Source organism: Bradyrhizobium sp. B120, from assembly GCF_049075665.1.
In the GTDB taxonomy this organism is placed as follows: domain Bacteria; phylum Pseudomonadota; class Alphaproteobacteria; order Rhizobiales; family Xanthobacteraceae; genus Bradyrhizobium.
Window position 1 is genome coordinate 4,138,461 of record NZ_CP185242.1, and the last position, 25,293, is coordinate 4,163,753.

Annotated in this window: 19 protein-coding genes; 8 read left to right on the forward strand and 11 right to left on the reverse strand. The window is 65.5% G+C overall.

Annotation, left to right across the window (positions count from 1 at the left end; all coding sequences use genetic code 11):
* Positions 1 to 163: 163 nt before the first annotated feature.
* The 5 genes from ACOIX3_RS18800 to ACOIX3_RS18820 all read left to right on the forward strand — a co-directional run bounded on the left by ACOIX3_RS18800 (position 164) and on the right by ACOIX3_RS18820 (position 7,391).
* Positions 164 to 1,489: an N-acetylmuramoyl-L-alanine amidase gene (locus ACOIX3_RS18800; protein WP_420971321.1), complete on the forward strand. Its 1,326-nt coding sequence runs from the start codon at positions 164 to 166 to the stop codon at positions 1,487 to 1,489.
* A gap of 269 nt (positions 1,490 to 1,758) precedes the next feature.
* Positions 1,759 to 4,260, forward strand: coding sequence for a penicillin-binding protein 1A (locus ACOIX3_RS18805; protein WP_420971322.1), 2,502 nt, complete (start codon positions 1,759 to 1,761; stop codon positions 4,258 to 4,260).
* 106 nt (positions 4,261 to 4,366) lie between these two features.
* A protein-coding gene (prfB, locus tag ACOIX3_RS18810; RefSeq protein ID WP_223967877.1) for a peptide chain release factor 2 occupies positions 4,367 to 5,498 on the forward strand; the annotation gives its coding sequence in 2 pieces (ribosomal slippage) (positions 4,367 to 4,435 and positions 4,437 to 5,498; 1,131 coding nt in all).
* 3 nt (positions 5,499 to 5,501) lie between these two features.
* Positions 5,502 to 6,371 (forward strand): NAD(P)-dependent oxidoreductase, encoded by an 870-nt coding sequence (locus ACOIX3_RS18815; protein WP_420971323.1) that lies wholly within the window; start codon positions 5,502 to 5,504, stop codon positions 6,369 to 6,371.
* A gap of 84 nt (positions 6,372 to 6,455) precedes the next feature.
* Positions 6,456 to 7,391 (forward strand): DMT family transporter, encoded by a 936-nt coding sequence (locus tag ACOIX3_RS18820; protein WP_420971324.1) that lies wholly within the window; start codon positions 6,456 to 6,458, stop codon positions 7,389 to 7,391.
* On the opposite strand, the gene ACOIX3_RS18825 is transcribed toward ACOIX3_RS18820, so the two are convergent.
* Complete coding sequence (locus ACOIX3_RS18825; RefSeq protein ID WP_420971325.1) at positions 7,351 to 9,504, reverse strand: carbamoyltransferase C-terminal domain-containing protein; 2,154 nt, start codon at positions 9,502 to 9,504, stop codon at positions 7,351 to 7,353. The genes ACOIX3_RS18820 and ACOIX3_RS18825 overlap by 41 nt on opposite strands.
* 159 nt (positions 9,505 to 9,663) lie before the next feature.
* Here ACOIX3_RS18825 and ACOIX3_RS18830 point away from each other — a divergent pair, with 159 nt between their 5' ends.
* Positions 9,664 to 10,899, forward strand: a complete 1,236-nt coding sequence (locus ACOIX3_RS18830; RefSeq protein ID WP_420971326.1) for an ABC transporter substrate-binding protein — start codon at positions 9,664 to 9,666, stop codon at positions 10,897 to 10,899.
* A gap of 346 nt (positions 10,900 to 11,245) precedes the next feature.
* On the opposite strand, the gene ACOIX3_RS18835 is transcribed toward ACOIX3_RS18830, so the two are convergent.
* The 8 genes from ACOIX3_RS18835 to ACOIX3_RS18870 all read right to left on the reverse strand — a co-directional run bounded on the left by ACOIX3_RS18835 (position 11,246) and on the right by ACOIX3_RS18870 (position 20,647).
* Positions 11,246 to 12,283, reverse strand: coding sequence for an AraC family transcriptional regulator (locus ACOIX3_RS18835; RefSeq protein WP_420971327.1), 1,038 nt, complete (start codon positions 12,281 to 12,283; stop codon positions 11,246 to 11,248).
* Between the two features lie 397 nt (positions 12,284 to 12,680).
* Positions 12,681 to 14,147 carry an MFS transporter gene (locus tag ACOIX3_RS18840; RefSeq protein WP_420971329.1) on the reverse strand — a complete coding sequence of 489 codons (1,467 nt, stop codon included), beginning with the start codon at positions 14,145 to 14,147 and terminating at the stop codon, positions 12,681 to 12,683.
* Between the two features lie 183 nt (positions 14,148 to 14,330).
* Positions 14,331 to 15,635: an O-antigen ligase family protein gene (locus ACOIX3_RS18845; protein WP_420971330.1), complete on the reverse strand. Its 1,305-nt coding sequence runs from the start codon at positions 15,633 to 15,635 to the stop codon at positions 14,331 to 14,333.
* 7 nt (positions 15,636 to 15,642) lie between these two features.
* A complete protein-coding gene (locus ACOIX3_RS18850; RefSeq protein ID WP_420971331.1) occupies positions 15,643 to 17,058 on the reverse strand; it encodes a glycosyltransferase family 4 protein in 1,416 nt (471 codons plus the stop codon).
* Positions 17,055 to 17,795 carry an ABC transporter ATP-binding protein gene (locus tag ACOIX3_RS18855; protein WP_420971332.1) on the reverse strand — a complete coding sequence of 247 codons (741 nt, stop codon included), beginning with the start codon at positions 17,793 to 17,795 and terminating at the stop codon, positions 17,055 to 17,057. The genes ACOIX3_RS18850 and ACOIX3_RS18855 overlap by 4 nt, the downstream gene beginning before the upstream one ends.
* Before the next feature lie 3 nt (positions 17,796 to 17,798).
* Positions 17,799 to 19,739: a glycosyltransferase gene (locus ACOIX3_RS18860; RefSeq protein ID WP_420971333.1), complete on the reverse strand. Its 1,941-nt coding sequence runs from the start codon at positions 19,737 to 19,739 to the stop codon at positions 17,799 to 17,801.
* Positions 19,740 to 19,756: 17 nt separating this feature from the next.
* Positions 19,757 to 19,927 (reverse strand): hypothetical protein, encoded by a 171-nt coding sequence (locus ACOIX3_RS18865; RefSeq protein WP_420971334.1) that lies wholly within the window; start codon positions 19,925 to 19,927, stop codon positions 19,757 to 19,759.
* Positions 19,928 to 20,212: 285 nt separating this feature from the next.
* A complete protein-coding gene (locus ACOIX3_RS18870; RefSeq protein WP_420971335.1) occupies positions 20,213 to 20,647 on the reverse strand; it encodes a hypothetical protein in 435 nt (144 codons plus the stop codon).
* Positions 20,648 to 20,796: 149 nt separating this feature from the next.
* Here ACOIX3_RS18870 and ACOIX3_RS18875 point away from each other — a divergent pair, with 149 nt between their 5' ends.
* Complete coding sequence (locus ACOIX3_RS18875) at positions 20,797 to 21,672, forward strand: DUF6502 family protein (protein ID WP_420971336.1); 876 nt, start codon at positions 20,797 to 20,799, stop codon at positions 21,670 to 21,672.
* The gene (locus tag ACOIX3_RS18880) at positions 21,669 to 22,928 is read left to right on the forward strand and encodes a DUF5666 domain-containing protein (RefSeq protein WP_420971337.1); all 1,260 of its coding nucleotides are present in this window, start codon (positions 21,669 to 21,671) and stop codon (positions 22,926 to 22,928) included. Before ACOIX3_RS18875 ends, ACOIX3_RS18880 begins: the two co-directional genes overlap by 4 nt.
* A gap of 70 nt (positions 22,929 to 22,998) precedes the next feature.
* On the opposite strand, the gene ACOIX3_RS18885 is transcribed toward ACOIX3_RS18880, so the two are convergent.
* A complete protein-coding gene (locus tag ACOIX3_RS18885) occupies positions 22,999 to 24,342 on the reverse strand; it encodes a peptidoglycan DD-metalloendopeptidase family protein (RefSeq protein ID WP_420971338.1) in 1,344 nt (447 codons plus the stop codon).
* 99 nt (positions 24,343 to 24,441) lie between these two features.
* Positions 24,442 to 25,176, reverse strand: a complete 735-nt coding sequence (locus tag ACOIX3_RS18890; protein WP_420971339.1) for a peroxiredoxin — start codon at positions 25,174 to 25,176, stop codon at positions 24,442 to 24,444.
* Between the last annotated feature and the right edge of the window lie 117 nt (positions 25,177 to 25,293).

Genomic DNA, 25,293 nt, shown 5'->3' on the forward strand with positions numbered 1-25,293 from the left:
AGTACTAGCCGTCAGCACTCCGTACATACGTGGATTGCCCGCCGCGTGCAAGGGAAGCGTCACGCGGCCGCAACACTCGGCTCTTTTCGCCCGCGCGTCATTAGGGTGCGATTAACCGTGTGGTTCTAATGCGGTAAGAAGCAGCTGGGAGGCTCCGAATCGAGTGGAGAACCGCGCAAAACATCTTGTTTTCCTGGGATGCGGGCTGTTGTGCGCTGCAGCATTGGCGCTTGGCGTAGCCAGTGCCCCGAGCGCGGCCGAGGCCCCACCGGACAGCCAGTCGGGGCCGGCCGCAAGTGCCTCCGCCGCTAGCGCTCCGAATTTCCCGGTCGCATCCGGCGCCAGGCTCGCCGGCGACGACAAGCAGACCCGATTCATCCTCGATCTCGACCGCAAGATCGAATTTCGCGCTTTCCCATTGGCCGATCCCTACCGTGTCGTGGTCGATATCCCGCAGGTCAATTTCCAGCTCGCTGCCGGCACCGGCTCGGCGGCGCGGGGATTGGTGAAGGCGTTCCGCTATGGCCTCGTGATGCCGGGCGGCTCCCGGATCGTGTTCGACATGACCGGCCCGGTGAAGATCGCCAATTCCTATGTGCTCGATGCCGCCAACGGCCAGCCGCCGCGGCTGGTGCTGGATTTCGAGCAGGTCGATCGCACCAGCTTCGTGCAGTCGCTCGCGCCGGAGAGCCGGCCCGAATTGAAGCCGTCGATTTCCGAAGCCACCACGGCGACCATTCCGGCCGTCACCACGGCCGCGCTGCCGCCGGTTGCTGTCACCGACTCGCGCCCGCTGATCGTGATCGATCCGGGGCATGGCGGCATCGACAACGGCACCCAGTCCGGCGACCAGACCGAGAAGAACCTGGTGCTGGGCTTTGGCCTCGCTTTGCGCGACCGGATCGAGAAGTCGGGCAAATACCGCGTGGTCATGACCCGGTCCGACGACACCTTCATCCCGCTCAACGACCGGGTGAAGATTGCGCGCTCGCAATCCGCGGCGCTGTTTGTCTCGATCCACGCCGACGCCTTGCCGCGCCGCGAGGGCGACGCCCAGGGCGCCACGATCTACACCGTGTCGGACAAGGCATCCGACGCCGAGGCCGAGCGGCTGGCGGAAGCGGAGAACAAGGCCGACGCGATCGCCGGCGTGAACCTGACCGACGAGCCGACCGAGGTCGCCGACATCCTGATCGACCTGGCGCAGCGCGAGACCAAGACCTTCTCCAACCGTTTCGCCCGACTGCTGATGGACGAGATGAAGTCCACGGTGCGGATGCACAAGCATCCGCTGAAATCGGCTGGCTTCCGGGTGCTGAAGGCGCCCGACGTGCCGTCCGTTCTGGTCGAGATCGGCTATGTCTCCAACAAGGGCGACCTCGAGCATCTGGTCTCCGAGAACTGGCGCAACAAGGCCGTCGGATCGATGGTCCAGGCGATCGACACGTTCTTCTCCAAACGGCTGGCAACCGCCGGACCGGCAAAGTGAAATTGGCCGCCTGAAAAGCCGGGGCCGTGGCCCGGAAGCCCTAGTTTGGCCACAGCGGCGACGTTATAGACAAAGGACCGCAGGTCCGCAGAATCGACCATATTGTCCGGCGGCTTTTGTTTATTCGCGTGCGCAAGGCGGCTCGCTGGGCCAAGGCTTCGATGTAAAGGCCGGCCTCGCTATGTGAGCCTTCGTTGTGTGAGGCTTCGCACTTTTGGACAGGCGCTTCTGACGATTGGGCGCCGGAGGGTAGGAACGGAACGTCGATAATGCGCCTGCTCGTGCGGTTCATGGGTTTCTTGTTCGCCGCCGGAACCGTCGTGTTCCTGGTCGGTGTCGCCGCCGTCGCCGGCGCCATCTGGCATTTCTCCAAGGATCTGCCCGACTACTCGCAGCTCCAGGACTATGAGCCGCCGGTGATGACCCGCGTGCACGCCGCCGACGGCGCGCTGCTCGGCGAATACTCCAAGGAGCGCCGGCTTTATCTACCGATCCAGGCGGTGCCGAAGCTCGTGATCAACGCGTTCCTCGCCGCCGAGGACAAGAACTTCTACGAGCACGGCGGCATCGACTATCAGGGCATGGCGCGCGCTGCGATCCTCTACGCGCAGAACTACGGCTCCAACCGTCGCCCGCAGGGTGCCTCGACCATCACCCAGCAGGTCGCGAAGAACTTCCTGCTGACGAACGAGGTCTCGTTCGCGCGCAAGATCAAGGAAGCCTTGCTGGCGATGCGCATCGAGCGTGCCTATTCCAAGGATCGCATCCTCGAGCTGTACCTCAACGAAATCTATCTCGGGCTCGGCGCCTACGGCATCGCGGCCGCGTCGCTGGTCTACTTCGACAAGTCGGTCAACGAGTTGACGATCGCCGAAGCGTCCTATCTCGCATCGCTGCCGAAGGCGCCGGCCGCGCTGCATCCGGTCCGCAACCGTGACCGCGCGATCGAGCGCCGCAACTATGTGATCGACCGCCTGCTGGAGAACGGCTGGATCAAGCAGGCCGACGCCGACAAGGCGCGCAAGGACCCGCTCAACGTCACCAGCCGCTCGAACGGCGCGCACATCTTCGCCGGCGAATATTTCGCCGAGGAAGTCCGCCGCGACATCTTTGAGCGCTACGGCGAAAAGAAGCTCTACGAGGGCGGCCTGTCGGTTCGCACCACGCTGGATCCCAAGATCCAGGTGATGGCGCGCAAGACCATGGTCGCCGGCCTCGTCAACTACGACGAGGCGCAGGGCTGGCGCGGGGCGGTGCACAAGCTCGACGTCTCCGGCGACTGGGGCGTCAAGCTTGCCGACGTCAAATCGCTCTCCGACATCTCGCCGTGGCGGATGGCGGTCGTGCTGGAGACCAGCGATCAGTCGGCGCGGATCGGCTTCCAGCCCGGCCGCGAGCTCGGCGGCGCGGTCAGCAAGGAGCGGCAGACCGGCATCATCACGATGGACGGCGTGCGCTGGGCCAAGAGCAAGGGCAAGGCGCCGACGGCGGTTTCGCAGGTGCTGCAGCCCGGCGACGTGATCTATGCCGACCCGCTGGTGACCAAGGAGGGCACGGCGGTCGAGGGCCAGTACCGGCTGCGGCAATTGCCTGAGGTCTCCGGCGCCATGGTGGCGATGGATCCGTGGACCGGCCGCGTGCTCGCGATGGTCGGCGGCTTCTCGTTCGACCAGAGCCAGTTCAACCGCGCGACGCAGGCCTACCGGCAGCCCGGCTCGTCGTTCAAGCCGATCGTGTACTCGTCGGCGCTAGACAACGGCTATACGCCGTCGACCACCGTGATCGATGCGCCGATCGAGATCGATCAGGGGCAGGGCGCCGGCGTGTGGCGTCCGGAGAACTATTCGACCGGCAAGTATTACGGCCCGACCACGCTGCGCAACGCGCTACAGCGCTCGCTCAACACCGTGACGGTGCGGCTCGCGCAGGACATCGGCATGCCGCTGGTCGGCGAGTATGCAAAACGCTTCGGCGTTTATGACGAACTGCCGAACTATTTGTCGTATGCGCTGGGTGCCGGCGAGACGACGGTCATGCGCATGGTCACGGCGTATTCGATGTTCGCCAATGGCGGCCGTCGTGTGAAGCCGACGCTGATCGATCGCATCCAGGACCGCTACGGCCATACCATCTTCAAGCACGACACCCGCGAATGCCGCGGCTGCGACGCGCCGGGCGGCTGGAAGAGCCAGCCGGAGCCGCAGCTCGTCGACCGCCGCGAGCAGGTGCTCGATCCGATGACCGCCTACCAGATCACCGAGATGATGGAAGGCGTGGTCCAGCGCGGCACCGCGACCGTCGTCAAGGAGGTCGGCAAGCCGATCGCCGGCAAGACCGGCACCACCAATGACGAGAAGGACGTCTGGTTCGTCGGCTTCTCGCCGGACCTCGCGGTCGGCGTCTATATGGGTTACGACAAGCCGCGCAATCTCGGTCGCACCGCCACCGGCGGTCACGTGGCCGCGCCGATCGCTCGCGACTTCCTCAAGCTTGCGCTCGCCGACAAGCCGCCGACCCCGTTCAAGGTTCCGGCCGGCATCAAGCTGATCCGCGTCGACGCCAAGACCGGCATGCGGGCCGGCCCTGGCGATAGCGGCAATACCATCCTCGAAGCCTTCAAGCCGGGCACCGCGCCGCCGGACAACTACTCGGTGATCGGTGTCGCCGATGCCGATGGCCGCGGCCCTGCGCCCGGCCCGCAGCCGTCGCAGAGTGGCGGACAGCCCGACGGCGGCTTCTTCATGCGGCCGGGAACCGGGGGGTTGTACTAGCGGTCGTTTCGGCCGAATCGCCGGGATAGCGTGGCCAAGCCGATTGCGCTTTGCCGCGCCGGTCGTTACATCCCCGGCAAGCTTTTTCACCAACACCTGAAAGACCATGCGCGCGGAAATCGAACGCCTTGTTGAAGAGATCAAGCAGTCAGTCGGGCTGCTGAGGAGGCATCTTTGACGTCGAACAATCGACGGCACGCCTCGCTGAGCTGAACAAGCTCGCTGAAGATCCCAATCTCTGGAACGATCCGCAGAAGGCCCAACGGCTGATGCAGGAGCGTACCTCGCTGGAGGACTCGCTCTCGGGCATCGGCAAGGTCGAGCGCGAGCTCGAGGACAATATCGGCATGATCGAGCTCGGCGAGGCTGAGAACGATGCCGCCGTGGTCGCCGAGGCCGAGAAGGCGCTCAAGGATCTCAAGAAGGAGGTCGCGCGGCGTGAGCTGGAAGCGCTGCTCTCGGGCGAGGCCGACAAGTTCGATTCCTATCTCGAAGTGCATGCCGGCGCCGGCGGCACCGAGAGCCAGGACTGGGCGCAGATGCTGCTGCGCATGTACACGCGCTGGGCGGAGAAGCACGGCTTCAAGATCGAATTCCTCGAGGAGCAGCAGGGTGAAGAGGCCGGCATCAAGTCCGCCACCATCCAGATCTCCGGCCACAACGCCTATGGCTGGCTGAAGACCGAGGCCGGCGTGCATCGCCTGGTGCGCATCTCGCCGTTCGATTCCAACGCGCGGCGGCACACCTCGTTTTCGTCGGTGCAGATTTTCCCGGTCATCGACGACTCGATCAAGATCGAGATCAAGGAGTCCGATGTCCGCACCGACACCATGCGATCGGGCGGCGCCGGCGGTCAGCACGTCAACAAGACCGAGTCGGCGGTGCGCCTGACGCACATCCCGACCGGCATCGCGGTGGTCTGCCAGGCCGGCCGCTCCCAGCACAAGAACCGGGCGCAGGCCTGGGACATGCTGCGCGCGCGGCTTTACGAGATCGAGCTGAAGAAGCGCGAGGAGCAGGCCGCTGCCGATCAGGCCGCCAAGACCGATATCGGCTGGGGTCACCAGATCCGCTCTTACGTGTTGCAGCCCTACCAGATGGTGAAGGATTTGCGCACCGGCGTGCAGACCTCCGACACCTCGGGGGTGCTCGACGGCGATCTCGATGAATTCATGGCGGCAACGCTGGCGCAGCGTGCCTTCGGCACCGGGCCCGGCTCCGTCGAGGATGTGGATTAGCCCATGACACGCGTCGCTTTCATCGGATTGGGACGCATGGGCCACGGCATGGCCGGCCGTTACCTCGATGCCGGCTTCACCGTCGCGGTATGGAACCGGAGCAAGGCCAAGGCCGAGGATCTGATCGCGCGCGGCGCGCTGTGGGCGACTTCGCCGGAGGATGCCGCGATCGATGCCGATGCCGTCGTGACGATGGTCGCCGACGACGAGGCATCGCGCGCGGTCTGGCTGACCCGGGACGGCGCCGCCGCCACCATGAAGGCCGGCACGCTCGCGATCGAATGCTCCACGGTTTCGTATCAGCACACGCTGGATATGGCGCGCGAGCTCGACAGCCGCGGCCTGATCTACATCGATTGCCCGGTCACCGGGCTCCCCGAAGCGGCGGCCGCGGGCAAGCTGACGCTGCTGGTGGGCGCCGATGCCGCTGATCTCGAGAAGGCACGGCCGTTCCTCGCGCCGATCGGCAGCACGATCCGCCATTTCGGCGCGGTCGGCACCGGCACCGTGTTCAAGCTGATCAACAATCTGATCGGCGCGGTGCAGATCGCAAGCCTCGCCGAGGGCGTTGCGATCGCCGAGCAGGCCGGCCTCGACATGCAATTGGTCGCCGAGGCGCTGGCGACCGGCGCGATCGCGAGCCCGCAGATCATCCGCCACAGCAAGCGGATGATCGACCGTAATTTCTCCGGCGCATCCTTCACGGCGGCGCTGCGCCACAAGGATGCCGACTACGCGGTGCGGCTTGCCGAGACGCTGCTGCCCGGCGTGCCCGTCAGCCGCGCCGCGCTCAACGCCTACGACAAGGCCAAGGCCCACGCGCCCGATGGCGACGAAGGCCAGATGATCGAGATCGTGTCGCGGCCGAAATAGGCAGAGCCGCCATTCACGGAAATCGGGTGGTCATCGCCGCCGCGCCCGGCTAGGCATCTGCGCCAGCGCAGATGAGTGCCCGCCATGCCTTCCGCCGACAACAGGATCGATCGCCGCGACTGGGGGCTGCTTCTCTTTCTGTCGGTGCTGTGGGGCGGCTCGTTCTTCTTCAACGGCGTGATCCTGCGCGAATTGCCGCCGCTGACCTTGGTGCTACTGCGCGTCGTGCTCGGCGCGCTCATCCTGCTGCCGCTGCTGCGGGCCCGGAAGATCGAATTCCCGCGCGGCCTGGCCGGCTGGGCGCCGTTCGCCGCGATGGGGCTGTTCAACAACGCGCTGCCGTTCTCGCTGATCGTGTTCGGTCAAACCTATATTCCGAGCGGGCTGGCCTCGATCCTCAATGCGACGACGCCGCTGTTTGCGGTGGTCGTGATGGCGGTGGCCGGCGAGGAGCGGCTGCAGGCGCGCCGCGTGGCGGGCGTGGTGGTCGGGCTGATCGGGGTCGCGATCCTGCATGGTGATGCGCTCGGCTTCGAGAGCCGGCAGGGCATCGGCATCCTGCTGTGCCTCGCCGGCGCCTTCAGCTACGGCATCGCGGCGCTGGTCGGGCGGCGGCTGCCGCAGCGCGTGCCGCCCTTGGGCACGGCGACGTTCCAGATGATGGCCTCCAGCGTGATGATGGCGGTCGTCGCCGGTGTGGCCGAGCGACCCTGGCTGCTGCCGATGCCGCATCCGACCACGTGGCTCGCCGTGCTCGGGCTCGCGGCGCTTTCGACGGCGCTGGCCTACATCGTGTTCTTTCAGATCCTGCAGCGCTCCGGCGCGACAAACGTGATGCTGGTGACGCTGCTGCTTCCGGTCACCGCGATGCTGCTCGGATATCTCGTGCTCGGCGAGCCGGTCGCGCCGCGCGAGGTGATCGGCGCGCTCGTGATCGCCAGCGCACTGCTCCTGATCGACGGGCGCGTCTTGATCTGGTTCAGCCGCGCGCCTGCTTCCACGCCGCATACCAGCCGGTGAAGCGTCCGCTGTCGCGCTCGCCGCCGTGCCAGGCGGCATAAGTCGTGCCGTCGTCGGCGACCAGCACCACGGCATCGAGCCCCCTGGAGCGGCGCAGCGTGTCCATCGCTTGCGCCGGCGTCTGCGCGATCGGCCCCGCGACATTGAACGACGTGTTGACCGACATCTCGACGCCGATATGGCGGCCGAGCGCCTTCAGATAGGCATGGGTGAGGGGATCGTCGGCCTCGCGCACGATCTGGATGCGGCCGGTGCCGTCGGCATGCACCACGGCGGGAATCTTCGCGCGCGCCTCCGGCTTCGAATGCGCCGTCAGCACCATGTAATTGTAGGCGTTGTAGTCGGCGTCGGATGCGCCGTCTTCCAGCTCGAAATAGTCGCGCGCGGCCTGCAGCGTCGCCATCGGCGCCAGTGGCCGGATCGCTTCGCGATACTTCACGCGCTCGTTGAGCCGCTCGCGCACCTCGGGATCGCAGGGATTGGCGAGGATCGAGCGATGGCCGAGCGCGCGCGGGCCGGTTTCCGCTGCGCCCTGATAGATCGCGATCACGCCGCCTTGCGCCACCATGGAAGCCATCAGATCGGCAACCGCATCGCGTCCTTCCGACGTCGCGACATTGCCGATCTCGGTGGAGGCGACGTCGTCGGCGCGCAGCGCCGCGGTGATGTCGGCGTTCGAGGGCGGCAGGCCGCAATAGAATGCGTGCGACAACGGCGCACCGCGCGCAGCGCCCGCCATATGCGCGAACAGCCAGGCCGCTCCGATCGGCACACCGGGATCGCCGGGCACCGGCGGCACCCACATATGCAGCCGCGTCTTGCGCTGCTGCGCGCGTTCGAACCACGCTTCGTCAAAGTGCTCGAGCAGCCGCATATTGCCGAGCGCATTCAGCGCCACGCCGCCGGTCAGCACCAGGCGGTCGGTGCCGGTGATGCGCAGCAGATGATCGATGACATGGATCATCGCGTCCTCGAATACCAATTGCGTCGCGGCCGCCTTGTCGACGCGGTCCTTGGTGTCGGCGCGGTGATTGATATCCTCGACGCGCAGCACGGCGTCCGGATTCCAGAGCTGGTCGGGCCGTAGCGGCGGACCGAGAATATCGATCAGCGGCTGATGATAGGGAGTGTCGGCGGGGTCGGCGTACCAATTGGCCATCGCGCGATTGAGCTGCACGCTGCCATTGGGCCCGAGCTGCAGCACCGCCTTGAGGCGCCGATAATAGGGATTGGTGGCGCGGTTCATGTCGCCCCAGGCGGCGGCGCCCATGTAGCGGCCCTCGCTGGAGAGCCAGGTCCAGCCGCCCTGGCTCGACGAGATCACGGTGTAGAAGGCGCCGAGCGAATCGAACAGGCTCTCATTGCAATAGAGCCGCTTCATCTCGCCGTTCTCGGCGACATAGAGCGAAATCGAGCCGACGTCGCCGGTGCCGTCGAGCACCGCAATCGCGACACGCTCGCGCACATCGGCGAACGGCGATGCGGTGAATGAGTACCAGGCGTGATTGTCGTGATGCGGCATGCAGATCAGCGGCAGCTGTTCGCCAAGCCCGTACGTCCTGCCCAGCTTGCGCGAGATGCGCCGCACCTGGTCCATCTGGCGCAAGTTGATCGCCGGCGCGATCGGCGCGCGCAGCAGTTTGATGCTGGCCGGCGCTTCCTCGAGCGAGGTGCGGATCAGCATCGCCAGCAGGGCCGGATAGTCCCACGTGGTGACGAAGGCCGCGATGTCGCCGATGTCGCGGCCCATCCGTTGCAGCACCTTGCGCATGTCGTCGAGCGCGTGTTGCGGAAACTCATTGGTGTGTTTGTTTCCGGAAAAGCGCTCTTCCTCGTTGTTGACGATCAGGCGCGGTCCGTCCTTCTGGGTGACCTCGACCAGCGCGACGCCGGTGTTGTGCGTGCCGGGGCAGGCCAGGCCGGCGATGTAGACGGTCTCGCCGCGCTGCAGCCTTTCGCGGATCGAGGCGATCGTGCGCTGCGCGAACTCGCCATTGGCCTTGTGCAGGCCACGCTTCGCCAACGCACGTTCGCTGAGGCGGCGCGTGATCTCATAGCCCGCGGCCGCAATACGCGGATGCCGCGGACCGGTACGAATGTCCGGTTTACGCAATCAGAACGCCTCGACTCGTGATCCCCAGATCGACTTCAATCATAAATAGCGCCGGGCAACAATGCCGTTTCGCCCAACGGAAAAACCCAGCGCTTGCCAGCACATGCGTCTCTTGCGAGACTTGCCGTCAAAACCACGACAAAAATCGGGGAGAAAACGATGCCGGCTCGTTCTGGATATATTGGCGCGATCGTGGCCTTCGCAAGTGCCGCATTGATCACGACCTCGGCCACCGCGCAGAAGAAATACGACCCCGGCGCAAGTGATGGCGAAATCAAGATCGGCAACATCATGCCGTATAGCGGCCCGGCGTCGTCCTACGGCGTGATCGGCAAGACCGAGACCGCGTTCTTCAAGATGATCAACGAGCAGGGCGGCATCAATGGCCGCAAGATCACCTTCATCAGCTACGACGATGCCTATTCGCCGCCGAAAGCCATCGAGCAGGCGCGCAAGCTGGTCGAGAGCGACGAGGTGCTGCTGATCTTCCAGGCACTCGGCACGCCGTCGAATTCGGCAATCATGAAATACATGAATGCCAAGAAGGTGCCGCAATTGTTCGTCGCCTCCGGCGGCACCAAATTCGGCGACCCCAAGAACTTCCCCTGGACGATGGGCTTTCAGCCCAACTACCAGAGCGAGGGGCGCATCTATGCGAAATACATTCGCGACAAATTCCCCGACAGCAAGATCGCGGTGTTCTGGCAGAATGACGACGCCGGCAAGGATCAGTTCAAGGGCCTGAAGGACGGGCTCGGCGACAGAGCGGGCATGATCATCGCCGACAAGTCCTACGAGGTCTCCGATCCTTCGATCGATTCGCAGATCGTCGCGCTGCACGATTCCGGCGCCGACATCTTCTTCTCCTGGGCGGCGCCGAAGGGATCGGCGCAGGCGATCCGCAAGGTGGGCGAGCTCGGCTGGAAGCCGAAGTTCTTCCTCGCCAACACCGCGACCACGGTCGCCTCGGTGCTGAAGCCGGCGGGGCTCGAATATGCCAAGGGCATCATCTCGACCCAGTACCTGAAGGATCCGACCGACCCAACCTGGGACAAGGACCCCGCGGTCGTGAAGTGGCGCGGCTTTATGGACAAATACTATCCCGAGGGGGACAAGGCCAATTTCAACAACGTCTATGGCTATGTGCAGTCGGAGGCCATGGTGCAGGTCTTGAAGCAATGCGGCGACAATCTCACGCGCGAGAACGTCATGAAGCAGGCCGCCAGTTTGAAGAACTTCCACTCCGACCTGATGCTGCCGGGCATCATGGTCAACACCTCGCCCGACGACTACTACCCGATCGAGCAGATGCAGTTGATGCGGTTCAACGGCGAAGCCTGGGAGCTGTTCGGCGACGTCATCACGGGTGAGGTCGGGCACGACGCGACGCGGTAGGGCGATTGGGGGGAGGCGTTGCTCGCGCCGCAATACCACTGTCGTCCCTGCCTAGTGCGCAATTGCGCACGGGAGCAGGGACCCATACGCCGCGGCGGATATTGTTGAAGGGAATCGTCGTTCCAGCATCAGGCAACAATCAGCATTTGTAGTTATGGGTCCCTGCTTTCGCAGGGACGACGCTGAATGTGTTTGCGCGGCTCGCGAGCGATACTTCACCATTCTCGCGGCACTACGTGTCCGAGCGTTGCTTTTCACTCCGCCCTCTCTCGAACAGAGGGTGCAGGGAAAGCCAGGTGCCGATCGCACCATGGGCCCTCCGGCGGAGTCTCCGTCAACGGCCCGGTCATGCCGTTTCGGTTCTGCCCTGGAATTGCGACGGGTTCTTTCCGGTCCATCGTATGAACGCCCGGCGGAAATTGGCGCCGTCGCTATAACCGAGGCGGCTTGCGATCTCTTCATGGGTCAGGCGCGTTTCGCGCAGATACTTGATCGCCAAAATCTTGCGGACCTCGGCGACGATGTCGCGGTAGGAGGTCTGCTCGGCATCGAGTTTGCGGCGCAGCCGGCGTGGACTGAGGGACAGCGAGTCCGACATCGCCTCAAGGCTCGGGAATTGGCCGGGTGACCGCAAGAGGTTCTGGCGGACGGCAGCCGCGCAGTCGTCGGCTTCATCAATGTCTCCGAGCAATCGCGCGCACGCTTCATGAGCCATGGCGTGGGTCACGCGATCCGCCAGCGCGATCGGTTCATCAAGCAACGCCGCATCGTATCGAAGCTGGTTGATTGGCTGATCGAACATCACCGGACATTGAAAGACACGCGCATAGGCTGCGGCATGGGCAGGGGGCGGACAGACGATATCGACGCGGGACAAGCGGAACGCCTGATGCAAGTCCCGGAGAATCGTCAGGTGCGCGGCAAGGCCGAATTCCAATGCAAAGCGATAGAGATCGCTCAGCGTGTCCTGCGAGATGACGACGACCGTCGGATGGCAGGCGGTGCCGCCGTCCTCGGAGTAGCTCGTGTGGGTCACGCCGCCGATGACGGGACTGTACTTGCGGGAGAACTCGATGGCGTCCCGGCGGCTTCGGCTGCTTTGCAGCGCATAGCCGTACATGCCGTAAGCGGTGATATGCATGCGCTGACCTGCATTCAGCGCGATAGAAGGATTGCGAGACCACCGCAGGGCATTGCGAAACACGGCAATGACCTGACGGTAGGAAATTCGCAAGGCGACCTTCTCGAGATCGCGCGGTTCGAGACCGCTTCCCTCAAGGGCCTGGTCGGGGCCAATTTGCTCTTCGGCCAACGCCTCGACGATAGCAATGATACGTTGCGGCAAGTAAATGCGCTGATCGAAGTCGGGAAGTGCTATCGGCATCAATGAATCTCGACGTGAGCGAGCCGATTCAATGATTCCGATGGATTGCTGTGGTGAGCAGCGGCCTCGGCAAGTCGGCAACTCCATTTGACCAGGCAGGAAATCGGGGACGATATCTCCGTCTACCCGCTTTGCATTGGTGATCCACGAGGTATCTGACATATCCGATCAGATCGCGTTGCTGTTCATCGTCAAGCTGCGCATAGGCCGCGAGCAGGCTCGAGCAACGAGCGAGCTGAGTAACGCTGTGCTTGACGCGCTCAAGCGATGTAGAGCTTCCTGAAATGTGGTTGTCCATCGCCTTTTTCGTTTCCGCAATTGGCATACAAGATGGCAGGGGCACCATAAGCGGCTCCGCGCCGGGCGAATTGGGCTTCGACCGGCGCGGATCGGTCCTTCATCCGGTGACCGCGGCGACCTGGGAGGGGGTGGCTGCCGGCGCCTCCTGCCGGACCCTGAACATCAGGACCATCAACGCGCTGACGAAGGCGGCCGCGCCGCCGATCATCAGTCCGTACGGGGCGGATCCCGTCGCTTCCTTCACATAGCCGAAGACGGTCGGACCCACGAAGCCGCCCAACGCCCCCAGGGAATTGACCGCCGCAATTCCCGCCGCCAGAACGCCGGGTTTGAGCAGGGTTGGCGGAATCGTCCAGAACACCGGCGTCAGGGCCGAACTTCCGATCGCAAAGATCGAGACGAAAATCAGCAATACTGCGATGTGGCTGGCAGCCAGACCTGCGCCGGTCAAGCCGATGCCAACGAGGGCGAAGCAGAGTGCCAGATGAAGCTTGCGCTCGCGGCGGCGATCCGAGCTGCGGGCCACGGCCAGCATGCCGACGATGCCGAAGATTGGCGGGATCGAGAGCAGCCAACCGGTCGTTGTGTTGTCGTAGCCGAACTTGGCGACGATGCCGGGCAGGAACAGGCCGGCAGAATAGCCGGCAGCCTGGCTGAGGAAATAGACGAACGAAAGCTGCAGGATCAGCGGATTGAGCATCGCCGTCAGGAAACCGCCATGGCCAGCCGAGTGTTCGGTTGCGGCCGCCTCGTTACGCAGACTGTCGATGATCCAGTCCCGTTCGTCGTCCGCGAGCCACCTCACGCCGTTGGGGAAGTCGGGCAACACGATCAGCGTGGCAAGTCCCAGAATGACTGACGGCAACGCTTCGTAGATGAACAGCCATTGCCATCCGGTCAGGCCATGGCTCTCGATGTTGAGGAGGAAGCCCGACAGCGGCGCACCGATGAACGCCGACAATGGAATCCCGACCATGAAGAAGCCGACGATCCGCGCGCGATAGACCTTGGGAAACCACATCGTGAGGTAAAAGATGATGCCGGGATAGAACCCGGCTTCCGCCAGGCCGAGCAGGAAGCGAAGCACGAGGAAGACCCGCTCGTTCGACGTTCCGGTCACAGCCGCGATCTGCGGAATGAAGGCGAAAGCCCCCGACACGATGCCCCATGAGATCATGATGCGCGCGATCCAACGCCGCGCGCCGAAGCGCTGCAGCAATATGTTGGAGGGGACCTCCACCAGAAAATAGCCGAGGAAAAAGACGCCGGCTCCCAACCCGAAGGCGGCATCGGACATCTTGAGATCGGCAACCATGGACACATGCGCAAAGGCGACGTTGGTGCGATCCAGAAACGCAATTAGGTAACACAGCATCAAGAACGGAATCAGCCGCCATGTGATCTTGCGTATGGTGCGGCGCTCGAGTTCGCTCATCATGACCCTCCCTTTTTTCCACTGTTCGCTTTGCTTGGAGAGGGTTGGGAGCGTTCCACGCGAACAGCATGCGGGGCCGTCGGAGACGGCGCTGCATTTGCTGCGTTGGACGGGCGCCGCGAAGCACACGTGGGCATGATGCCCGAGTGCGTGACGCGACTCGGCCGTTCGCTCAGGGTGAGTTCTGTCCCGCTCGCGTTTCTTGTTTCTGAAACACTAGCGAGAGGCGGCGGGCGGAAAAGGTCCGATTGGACCGCTTATGGCGTCATTTTTGACTGGAAGCGCCAAGGTGGGGCGCTGAAATGCGTAGCTTCACTGCGCCGCGTCGCGGCCCTTGAGCAGCTTCTCCGGCCGGCGGGCGCGCAGCGCCATGCCGCCGGCGACGCCGACGCCGATCACATACATCCAGCCTTCGTGAAAATCGGACAGATGCGAGTTCAGCAGCGAGCTCGTGATGTTCTGCACGACGATGGCGAGGCCGATCCAGGTCGCGAGATCGCGGCCGGCGAACAGGCGGATGTGGCTGATCCACATCGCGTACAGCAGCAGGATGCCAACGAGCCCCCACTGGATCGCGACATTGAAGGTCTGGTTGTGCGGGTTGTTGATCACCTCGGTTTCCAGGCCGGTTTTCCCGGCTGCATCCAGCTTAAACAGGTGCCTGATCGAGCCAGTGCCGTGCCCAAATAGCGGCGCCTCGGTGATAAATTTCACCGACTTCCGCCAATAGGTCAGGCGCTGCGCGGTGGAGGCGATCCCGGACGTATCGTGCGCGCGATACTCGACGCCGACGTCGGCGATGCGCTGGCGCAGATAGGGTGACGTCGTCCACACCAGCAGGCTCGCCAGCGCGACAGCGGCGAACAGCAGCCGGGTGGCGCGGCGGGACAGATGCAGCGAGGCGAACAGGATCAGCAAGACCGGCATGGTGACCAGCGCGGTCCGCGCCGAGACGACGTAGAGCATGTTGACGACGAACAGCAGGATCAGCACGATGGCGCCGGCCGCGATGCGCCATTGCCGGGCCCGCAGCGCCGTCAACGCCGGCAGCATCAGCACGAAGGCGCACAGCACGAATTCCTGGCTCTGGTCGAGGTAGTTCTTGACTGGCACGCCGTCGGACGCCGTGTGCGCGAGCTTGAGCTGCGGCAGCGCCAGCACGATCCAGGATAGGATCATCAGCAGCGTGCACGACGTCAGGAAAGCCAAGAACACCCAGAGCCCGCGCTGCGAGCGCTGGAAATAGCCGAGCAGGAACGGCAGCAGCAGCAGCTTGCCGAGCGGCTTGATGCCTTGCAGCCGTTCGGCCCAGCCGGTCTCCGACCATGCGACGCCGAGCACCGCGAGCGCGACCAGCGCGATCGGCAATGCGAGGGCCGGCTGCGCGAGGTCGAGAATGAACTGCTCCCAGTCGATGGTCGGGATCACGGCGACGAGCCACAGCAGCATGAAGACGGCAAGCGCCGTCGTCGACCACGGCAGCGAGGCCGCTGCGAGCACGATCAGGATGTCGGTCGTGCGGACATAGGCGATTGAGCCGGAGCAGGCACGAGCGCGATCGCGCCATCGCAGTGTGGGCTCGGCGCCGCCGCCGAACGCGTGGGATTCGGTGGTCATGATCGGCTTACACGGTGGCGCCGTTGAATGCGGCGATCGCAGGAGACGGCGCCGGCACGGCGGCCACGGCGTCCGCGACGACCCGATGGTACAGCAGGTCGCGCGCCTGGGTGTGGTGGCCGAAGCGTTCGGCGAGCTGGGTCCGCTGCGCGCGGATCTTGTTGCGCCATTGCTCTTGCTCGGCCAGGACCCGCGTCACCGAGGCGCCGATCGACTCGATCGAGAACGGGTCGAAATAATCGGCGAGCTCACCCGCGACCTCATGGAACACGGCGATGTCGGAGCACAGCACCGGCGTGTTGACGGCCAGCGCCTCGATGATCGGGACGCCAAAGCCTTCGGCGAGGCTCGGCATGATCAGGCCATGGGAATCGGCGATCAGGGCCGCCTTCTCGTGCTCCTCGACATAGCCGGAAAAGCGGACGTTGGGCGGCGCATTGCGGGTCAGGCTGGGGGCGCCGGTGTAGCCGATCACGACGAGATCGGCCTGCGGCAATTTGCGGAAGGCGCGGATGACCGCAGCGAGGTTCTTGCGCGGCTCGGCGGAGACGATCACGACGAAGTACGGCCGTCCGCCCGGCGCACCGGTCGCCGGCAGCGCCTGTGCATCGAACCTGGTGCGGGGGTAGACCACCCGCGCCGGCAGATGCGCGAACTGCGGCAGCAAAGCGCGGAACCGGCCCAGGCTGTAGTTCGAGACGAAGGCGAGCTCGTCGGCCTGCTGCAGGCTGGTGAACAGGCGCGACAGGAACAGCCGGGTCGCGACGTCGCTGAGCTTGAGGTCGGTGAGCGGCAGCAGGTCGTGCACGACGCAGATCACCTTGGCGCCGCGCTTGCGCTGGATCGCGACCCGCGTCGGCGTATCGACGAGGATGATGTCGTAGCCGCGGGCATCGACCCGCGGCGGCGGCAGCCGCAGCAGCGCCGAGGTGTCCTGATAGCTGTAGAAGCCGGGCTCGAGCAGGAAGTCGCCGAACAGCCTGAGATGACGCAAATCGGTCGGGATGTATTCGAGGCCGTCGGCATGGTTCTCGATCAGGCTGACGCCGGCCGGCAGCAGATGGACCGCGCGCAGGAAGCTGACCGCGAATTCCAGCGAGGTCGCGGCGCGCAGCTTGCTGCGGAACCAGTCGACGGTGCGGCGCAGGCCACCGCTGCTGCGCATGACCGGCGCATTCATGTCGGCCTCGTCGAGGAAACGATAGAGCGCGAGCAGCTCGATCAGCCGCGATCCGTCGGGCAGCAACCTGGTGCGTTGCTGGCGCTGGCGCAGCTTGCGATAGCGGCGGGTGGTCTCGACCAGCAAGGTCAGCTCGTGGCCGTCACCGGCCAGCGAGCGGATCAATTCACGCGTGAAATGGAAGATGCCGCGCTTGTGGTTGGGTTCGCCGAGCGCCTCGCTGACGACCAGGATCTTTGTCATGCGGTTATTTCTCTGAGCTCGAGGTGATGCGGGACGGGCGGATCCAGCGCAACGCTGCTGGTGATGCGGCCGTGATCGAGATTGATGATGCGGTTGCAGGTCCGGCGCAGCAGCCCCTGGTCGTGGGAGGCGATGATCACGATCGCCGCGGCCTCGACCATCTTGCGCAGCCGCTGCTCGGCCTTGGCCGAGAAGTTCTCGTCGACCACGCTGAGCCATTCGTCGAGCAGCAGGATATCGGCGGGAAAGGCGGTCGCGGTCGCGAACAGCACGCGCATCAGCATGCCCGACGAGAACATGCGCAGCGGCAGCCGCTGCATGCGCGCCTCCAGCTCCGTGAACGCCCAGATCTCGTCCAGGATCGCCGGCGTCGGCTTGCGTCCTGAGATCCGCAGCAGCAGGTTGATATTGTCGGCCGCGACGAAGTCGAGATTGACGCCGGCGCCGAGGCCAAGCAGCGGCACGATGTTGCCGGAAATCGCGACCTCGCCGCTGGTTGCCGGAAACACGCCGGCGATCAGCCGCAGCAAAGTGGACTTGCCGGAGCCGTTCGGCCCGGCGAGGCCGATGCGGGCGCCGGCCTTCGCCTCGATCGAGATATTGTCGACCGCGCGGATGGTGCGCATCTCGCTGGTCTGGCGGAACAGGCGGCCGAGCAGGCGGCGCTTCAGCGAGAAGTCGTAGGCGCCGTACAACGGATAATCGAGGCAGACGTCGCGGAGGTCGATGCTTGCCATGTGCTAGATCCAGAATGCCGCTTTGCGCAACCGAGCGACCGTCACGGTCGCCGCGACCGCGAGCGCGGCAAGGCAGGCCAGCACGTAGATCAGGCTCGTCGTCGCGACATGGCCCGATGCCAGCGGGTCGCGCCAGACCGCGAACAGATGGGTGAGCGGATTAAGCCGCATCACGGTAGAGCCGCGATCGATCATCTCAGGCGTCCAGATGATCGGCGAGGCCAGGAAGGCCAGCGTCAGCGAGGACTCGATGATCGGCTTGATGTCACGGTAGCGCGTCGCCAGCGCGCCGAGCACGAGGCTGGCGCCGAGCGTGCAGATGACGAACAGGACGAGGCCGGGCAGGGCGGCGATGGCGCCGCCGACATCCCGCGGCGTCAGCGCGAGCCACAGGACCAGCGGCACGACCGCATTGTGAGCCGCGAACAGCGCCTGCCGGAAGGTACATTGCAACAGGAAGATCACCGGCGGCAGCGCGCGATCCTTGATCAGGCTGGCCGAGCCCTGCAGCGCGGTGGTGGCGTCGAGCACGACGCTGTTGAGGAAGGTCCACGCGGTGAGGCTCGCCGCCAGCATCGGCAGCCGCGCCACCGCGCTGGCGTTGGAGAGGTGACCGATGACCGAGCCGAGCACGGCCACCATGATCGCCATCTGGATCGACATCCAGAAGGGTCCAAGGAGGGAGCGGACGTAGCGATGGCGGACGTCTGACCAGGCCAGCGCTGCCGCGATCTGGATCGCGCCGACGAGACCGGCCGTTCGGGGGCGCGGGGCTGGGGCTAGTGACCCTGCGTCCTTTGCGGCGGCCTCTTCGGTCACGACCTTGCGGTACACCGTCTCCACTCCCTCCTTGAAGGCTGCGGTTGAGTATTTCGTGATCGCGCGATGGCGCGCGGCCTGCCCCATGCGGCGGCGCCGCTCGGGATCGTTGATCAACGTCTCGATGGCGTCGGCAAGCGCTGTGGGATCGCCGGGCGGCACCGTGATGGCCTCGAGGCCGTCGCGGGCGACATGCGGAACGCCGGTGTCGAGCGCGGTGTTGACGATCGGACGGCACGCCGCCATCGCCTCGAGCTGGGCCAGCCCGAAGGTCTCCGCATTGGTCACCGACGGCATTACAAAGACGTCGGCGATACGCATCAGCTTGACGCGTTCGCTCTCGGACACCGAGCCGAGCAGGCGGACGCGATCCTGCAGGCCGTAGTCGCGGATCAGCTGCTCGAGATGCTCGCGCTCACGGCCTTCGCCGACGATCCAGACCTCGAAATTGCGGGCGTGGGCGGCGCGCACCAGCACGTCAAAACCCTTGTAAGGCACCAGCCGGCCGCAGGCGAGGACGAGGCGGCCGCGGGCGTTGACGTCGTCGGCTTGTGCGGCGGGCCGGTCATACTTCTCGACATCGACGCCGAACGGAACTGCGTGGCACTTGTCGGCAAATTCCTGCAGCAGCGGCGTGGTTTCGATCAGCACCGGATCGGAGACGATGATCGCGGCGGCGCGGCGCAAGGTTCGCCGCATCATCGGCTCGACCAGAAAGCGCAAGGCCGCGTGCGAGACGATATCGGCGTGCCAGTGCACGACCAGCGGACGCGCGCGGCCGAGCCCGAATGCGAACACCAGGTCGGCGAGCGGGAAGGGGGCGTGCAGCGCCAGCAGATCGTGCTCGGCGATGCGGCGCCACAGCCGCCACGGATAGGTCGGCGCGGCCGGCAGCGACAGCACGTCGCCGAACGAGTGCACGCGCTCGACCGCAACGTCATTGACCACGATCTGTCGCTCGCCGCCTGCGCGCGAGCAGACCAGCACGGCGGCGTCGAACGTGTCCTTCAGGGAGGCGCAGATGTCGCGGATCACGGTCAGCGTGCCGCCGAACAAATCGGGGTAGTAGACCTTGAAGATGTGGAGCACCGACGGACGCCGGGCCGGCGCGTTCAGACCAATCATGGGCGGCTCGATCCGGATCATGCGACGAACAGGGCGACGATGAACGGCAGCGCCAACGCTGCGGCGAACACCAGCGAGCGCAGCAGCGCCGGAAACACCGGCTCGATCGGGCCGCAGGCGGCCTGCGGCGTGAAGCGGAGTGTAGTGACGGCGAACCGACCGGATTCGTGGGCCGAACGAAGAGACATTGCGTCGGATTCCCTGCTGAATGGATTCTGGATACGTGGGAAAAATTCACACGTCAATGGCATCGGACTAAAATGTGGGATTATGTCCCACGTATGGCGGTGGATAACTTTTTCGGCAGGAGACATCGGAGCGCATGGCGGCGCGCTCGCGCCGTGACGGCGCGAGGCGTCGTGAGATGTCGTCATGGCCGGGCTTGTCCCGGCCATCCACGTCTTTCTGGTCGGCGGTGCTGAAGACGTGGATGCCCGGGACAAGCCCGGGCATGACGAGTCCTGAGGGAAACGTCAGGCCGGCTCGGCGGTGCTGCCGGCCGTCGATAGCTGCAACTGGCGCCTGATGGCGGGGATGTCGAAATGGATCCGCTCGGGCAGCATCGCGGCTGCGGGCCGCTGCAGATCCTGCTCGATGACGACACGCTTGCCGCCATCTGATGTCAGCGCGATCGAGATCGAGTTCGCGCGTGGCTCGGCGATGAGGCCGGCATGCGCGCGGCAGGCATATTCGCCGGCGCGCAAGCCGTCGAAACCGAAGGCGAGCAGGCGGCCATAGATGTACAGCGCGAGCAGGTCGGTTTCGTCGAAGCGGCGCGGCGAACCGGGCGCCACGCCCGGCAGGCAGGGATAGCCGCCCGCCATCACCGTCGACACGAACGCCTCGTAGGGAACCTGGGCGATCCGGCAGGCTTCCGCGATCGCAAGGTCGAATCGGGCAGGCGTCATGGAGCGGTCCGTAGCGATATCGGCGCCCGCAGGCCGCGCCGTGTCCGAGGTTACTTTTGTTTCCCATAAGTGGGAAAATGTCACACGTCAAGCAAGGTGGGCAAAACGGTGGGATTGTGTCCCACGCGGCGGACGGCTAAAAGTTAGGCATGAATGCCAAGCCCCCGAAGCCGAAGCCGGGATCGTCTGCGCCGATCGCGGCCGCGAAGCTGCACGCGCCGCTGGCGCGGATGCTGCGCCCGCTGGTGCGGCTTTGCGTCCGCGGCGGCATGACATTTCCGGCGCTGACCCAGCTGCTGCGCGAGCTCTATGTCAACGTCGCCGAGCACGACTTCGCGCTCGAGGGCAAGGAGCAGACCGACAGCCGCGTCAGTCTCTTGACGGGCATCCACCGCAAGGAGGTGGCGCGGCTGCGCGGCGCGGGCGCGCCGGTCAATGCGGTGCCGGCGACGTTGTCGCGCACCAGTGCGATCATCGCGCGCTGGCTGGCCGCGCCCGAATTCACCGACGCGAAGGGCGATCCGCTGCCGTTGCCGCGCACCGCCGATGGCGGCGCGCCGTCGTTCGAGACGCTGGTCGAATCGATCACCAAGGACGTGCGGCCGCGCGCCGTGCTCGACGAATGGCTCGACCGCAAGCTCGTCACCATCAATGACGACGACGAGATCATGCTGGTCGAGGAGGCCTTCGTCCCGCATGGCGACGACGATCGCAAATGGCACTATCTCGGCCGCAACCTGCACGACCATGTCGCCGCCGCCGAGATGAACGTGTCGTCGGCGACACCGCGCTTCCTCGAACGCGCGGTACATTACGACGGGCTGTCGGCCAAACTGGCAAAACGGCTCGAGGGGCGCTCGCGCGAGCTCGCGATGGAGGCGCTGAAGGTCGCCAACCGCGAGGCCAACCGTGCCTTGGCCAAGGACAAGGGCGGCGACTACCGTTGGAATTTCGGCATCTACATCTATCGCGAGGGCCCCGACGGCCCGGTCGATGACGATGGCGACGAAGGCGGTGCGGCATGAAAAGCCCGCCCGTCATTTCCCGCCGTACGCTGCTGATCGGCTTCTGGCTCGCCGGAACCTCGCTCGCGGGCGCGCAGGTCAAGAAGCGCGGCAACGATCAGGGCATCGGCGGCACCGGGATCACCGGCTCCGATCAGGGCATCGGTGGCACCGGCATCGTCGGCGTGATCCAGCGGTTCGGCTCGATCTACGTCAATGGCGAGCGCGTTGCCTATGCGGCCGACGTGCCGGTCCGGATCGACGGCGAGGCGGCGACCGCCAAAGCGCTGCGGATCGGCCAGCTCGCGCGCGTGGTGGCAGAGCGCGATGCCGGCGGCACGCTGTCGACCAAGCGGATCGACGTGGCGAGCGAAGTGACCGGGCCGGTCGAGCAAATGAAATCGGGCGAGCTGACGGTGCTCGGCCAGAAGGTCGCCTGGAGTGGCCGCGAGAGCTGGCTGAAGGTCGGCGCGCATGTCGCCGTGTTCGGGCTGCGCCGCACCGACGGCGTCGTCGTCGCCAGTCTCGTGCAGGAGCGCCATGACAGCGCTGCGCGCGTCGCGGGACCGCTCGAGCGCGACCGCGCAGGTAGCTTGCGGATCGGTGAACTCAAGCTCAGCGGCGTCGATGCGGCCTTGGCCGGTCAGCGCGTGCAGGCCGAAGGGCATGTCGCCCAGGGTGTGATGCAGGTCTCGCGCAGCCGCGCCGACGACTTCTCCGATCTCACCGGCGCCAAGCGGCTGTTGATCGAGGCCTATGTGCGGCGGGTCGGCAATGACCTGCAGCTCGGCTCCGGCTTCGTCGCGCGCGACAACTCACGCTTTTCGCCAGCGGCCGATACGCGCGTGGTCGTCAACGCGCAGCTGTCGGGGACGCGCGAGCTGCGCGTCGAGTCGGTGCAATCGGTCACCAGATTCCCGGGCTCGTCGGTGCGGAGCCCCGGCACGCCGGGCCGCGGCTCCGGCGGCGGTGGCTCCGGGCCGGGACATGGGTCCGGACCAGGCGGGCGCGGCGCGCCTGGTGGTGGCGGCCCCGGTGGTACCGGACCAAGTGGCAGCCCTGGTGGGCCGTCTGGTGCGCCCGGCGGCGGGCCGCCGGGTGGTGGCGGTCCCGCGCCTGATCCCCTGAATGGCGGAACGACCGGCCCGGGCCCGGGTGGCTTTGGCTCGCCCAGCGGACCATTCGGCCCCGGTGGCGGCGGTGGTCCGTTCGGGCCCGGCGGCGGATTCGGTGGCGGCGGGCCGCCCGGCGGCATGGGCGGTGGCGGCCGTCGCTGATCCGGCAAAACAAAACCGGCGCGGGCTTGGGCCAGCGCCGGTTTCAAATACGCGGAGCGATTTGGGGGTATTAGCCCGCGCTGAGCCGGACGCCGGCGCGGAGGAATTTCTGCGGATCGACCGCTTCGCCGTCGATCCGGGTCTCGTAGTGCAGATGCGGACCGGTGGAGCGGCCGGTCGAACCGACGGCGCCGATCACCTGGCCGATCTTGACGTATTCACCGACCTTGACGCCGATCTCGGAGAGATGGCCGTAGCGGGTCGAGAGGCCATTGCCGTGATCGACCTCGACCATCCGGCCGTAGCCGCCGGCCCAGCCCGCCGACACCACCTTGCCGTTGGCGGTGACGCGCACCGGATCGCCCTGCGCGGCGCGGAAGTCGAGCCCGGTGTGCATTGCCGGACGGCCGAGGAAGGGATCGGAGCGAACACCGAAGCCGCTGGTGAATTCGACCTCGCCGACAACGGGCTTGCGGTAAGGCACCAGCGCCAGCGTCTGGTTCAGGCGCTGCATCTGCGCGCGGTTGATGTTGATGCGATAGAGCTGGCGCTCGAACGCGCCGGCGTCGGGCGTGAGCTTCACCGGCACATAGGGGCCGCCCATGCCGGAGCGCGGCGTCGCGGCTTCGAGCTGAGCCATGTTGAGGCCGAGATCGGAGATCACGCCGCGCATCCGGCGCACCCGCGATTCGATGCCGTCCTCGACCGAGGAGAGCGCGGCGACCTGGCGCCGCTCGACCTGGTCGAGCGAGGTTTGCAGACGGACCAGGACGTTGTCGACGCCCTGCGCTTTGGCGAACTGGTTCGGCTGCGCCTTGGCGATCAGCGGCGCGCGCGATTCCAGCCGCGCCTCGCGATCCGGCGGCGCCACGAAGATCACGGTGTCGCTGATCGGGGAGGGCTTCGGCGTGCCGGATGACGGCGCGGCGTCGGCGCGGCCCTGCGGCCTGATCGATCCGGTGGTCGCAACGTCAGGCATCGCGCCGAGCGCGGTGGCGCGCGATTCCAGCGCCGACTGCCGCTTCATGATCTGGTCGAGCTTCTGGTCGAATTGCTCCTGATCGAGCAGCTGGCGGCTGGTGGTGCGGTCGACCTTGGCGCGCAGCTCCGAGATGCGGTCCTCATAGGCGTATTGCATCTCGGCCTGGCGCGCGATCAGCCGGGTCAGGACGTCGTCACGGAAGGCGAAATAGGTCGCGGTTGCTGCCGACCACATCCCGAGCAGGACCACGGTGCCGACCGCGATCCAGAACACCACCGGCCCGAACCGGACCTGCTTGCCGGCATGGACCAGCGTATAGCCCTCGCCGGAGGCCGCCACCGCTGCCTGTTGAGCGACCGGACGGCGCGCCGGCGTCCGGCCATGGTCCTGAGGATGATGGTGTTTCTGGTGGTGTCCGGACCGGCTCGACATCGGTACTCCCGCGGCCGGTCGGACCAAGCTCCGTACGGCTAATTTGCGGGGCCGATTTGAGCTCGCCATGGTTAATTTTCAGGAAACGGAACCTCTCCGTCAGAGCGATCGGGCGGCCTCCAATACCGCTTCGGCGTGGCCGTCGACCTTCACATGGCGCCAGATGCGGGCGACTTTTCCACTGGAATCGACCAGAACCGTGGTGCGAATAATTCCCATGAAGGTCCTGCCATACATGGATTTTTCGCCCCAAGCGCCATACGCCTCCAGCATCTGATGGGCCGGGTCAGAGACCAGCGGCACGGACAGCTGGTGTTTGTTTCGAAATGACTCCTGCGCCTTAACCGTATCGGCGGAAATGCCCACCACCTCGGCACCTGAAGCGGCGAACTCATTCTTGAGCCGGGTGAAGTCGATCGCCTCCCTGGTGCAGCCCGGGGTGTCGGCGCGGGGATAGAAGAACAGCACCAGCTTCTTGCCGGCAAAATCCCGCAGCGAGACGCTGCTTCCGCCGTCGCGCGGCAGATCGAATCCAGGCGCCGCGGCACCCTCAGTGAGTGTGACGGCGGACGACTTGGTCACGGTTGCGGCCGGCTCAGCCTTTAACGGTTTCGATGTGGCCTTGTGCGAGGCTTTACCTGGAACACCTGCTGCGGTCTTTGAGGTGGTCTTGGCCTTCGCCTTCGTTGCTTTCTTGGGCGCGGCCTTCTTCGCAACCGTTGTGCGGGTTTTCATCGCGGACTTCCCAGTGCTTGCGCCTGCGGCGCGCGCAACCTTTGTTGCGACCCGCTTTCCGGTTGTGTTGGAGGATTTCTTGCGCGTTTTCTTGGACATACGCCTTCCTTTCGTCGCTTTCCGAAGCTCAACCATTGGGGTATTGCGGGTCTCATTCGCAGCGGCCGGATTCGCATCGGCCGCTGGGCAAGTTTGATGGCCACGGAGTATGGTGAC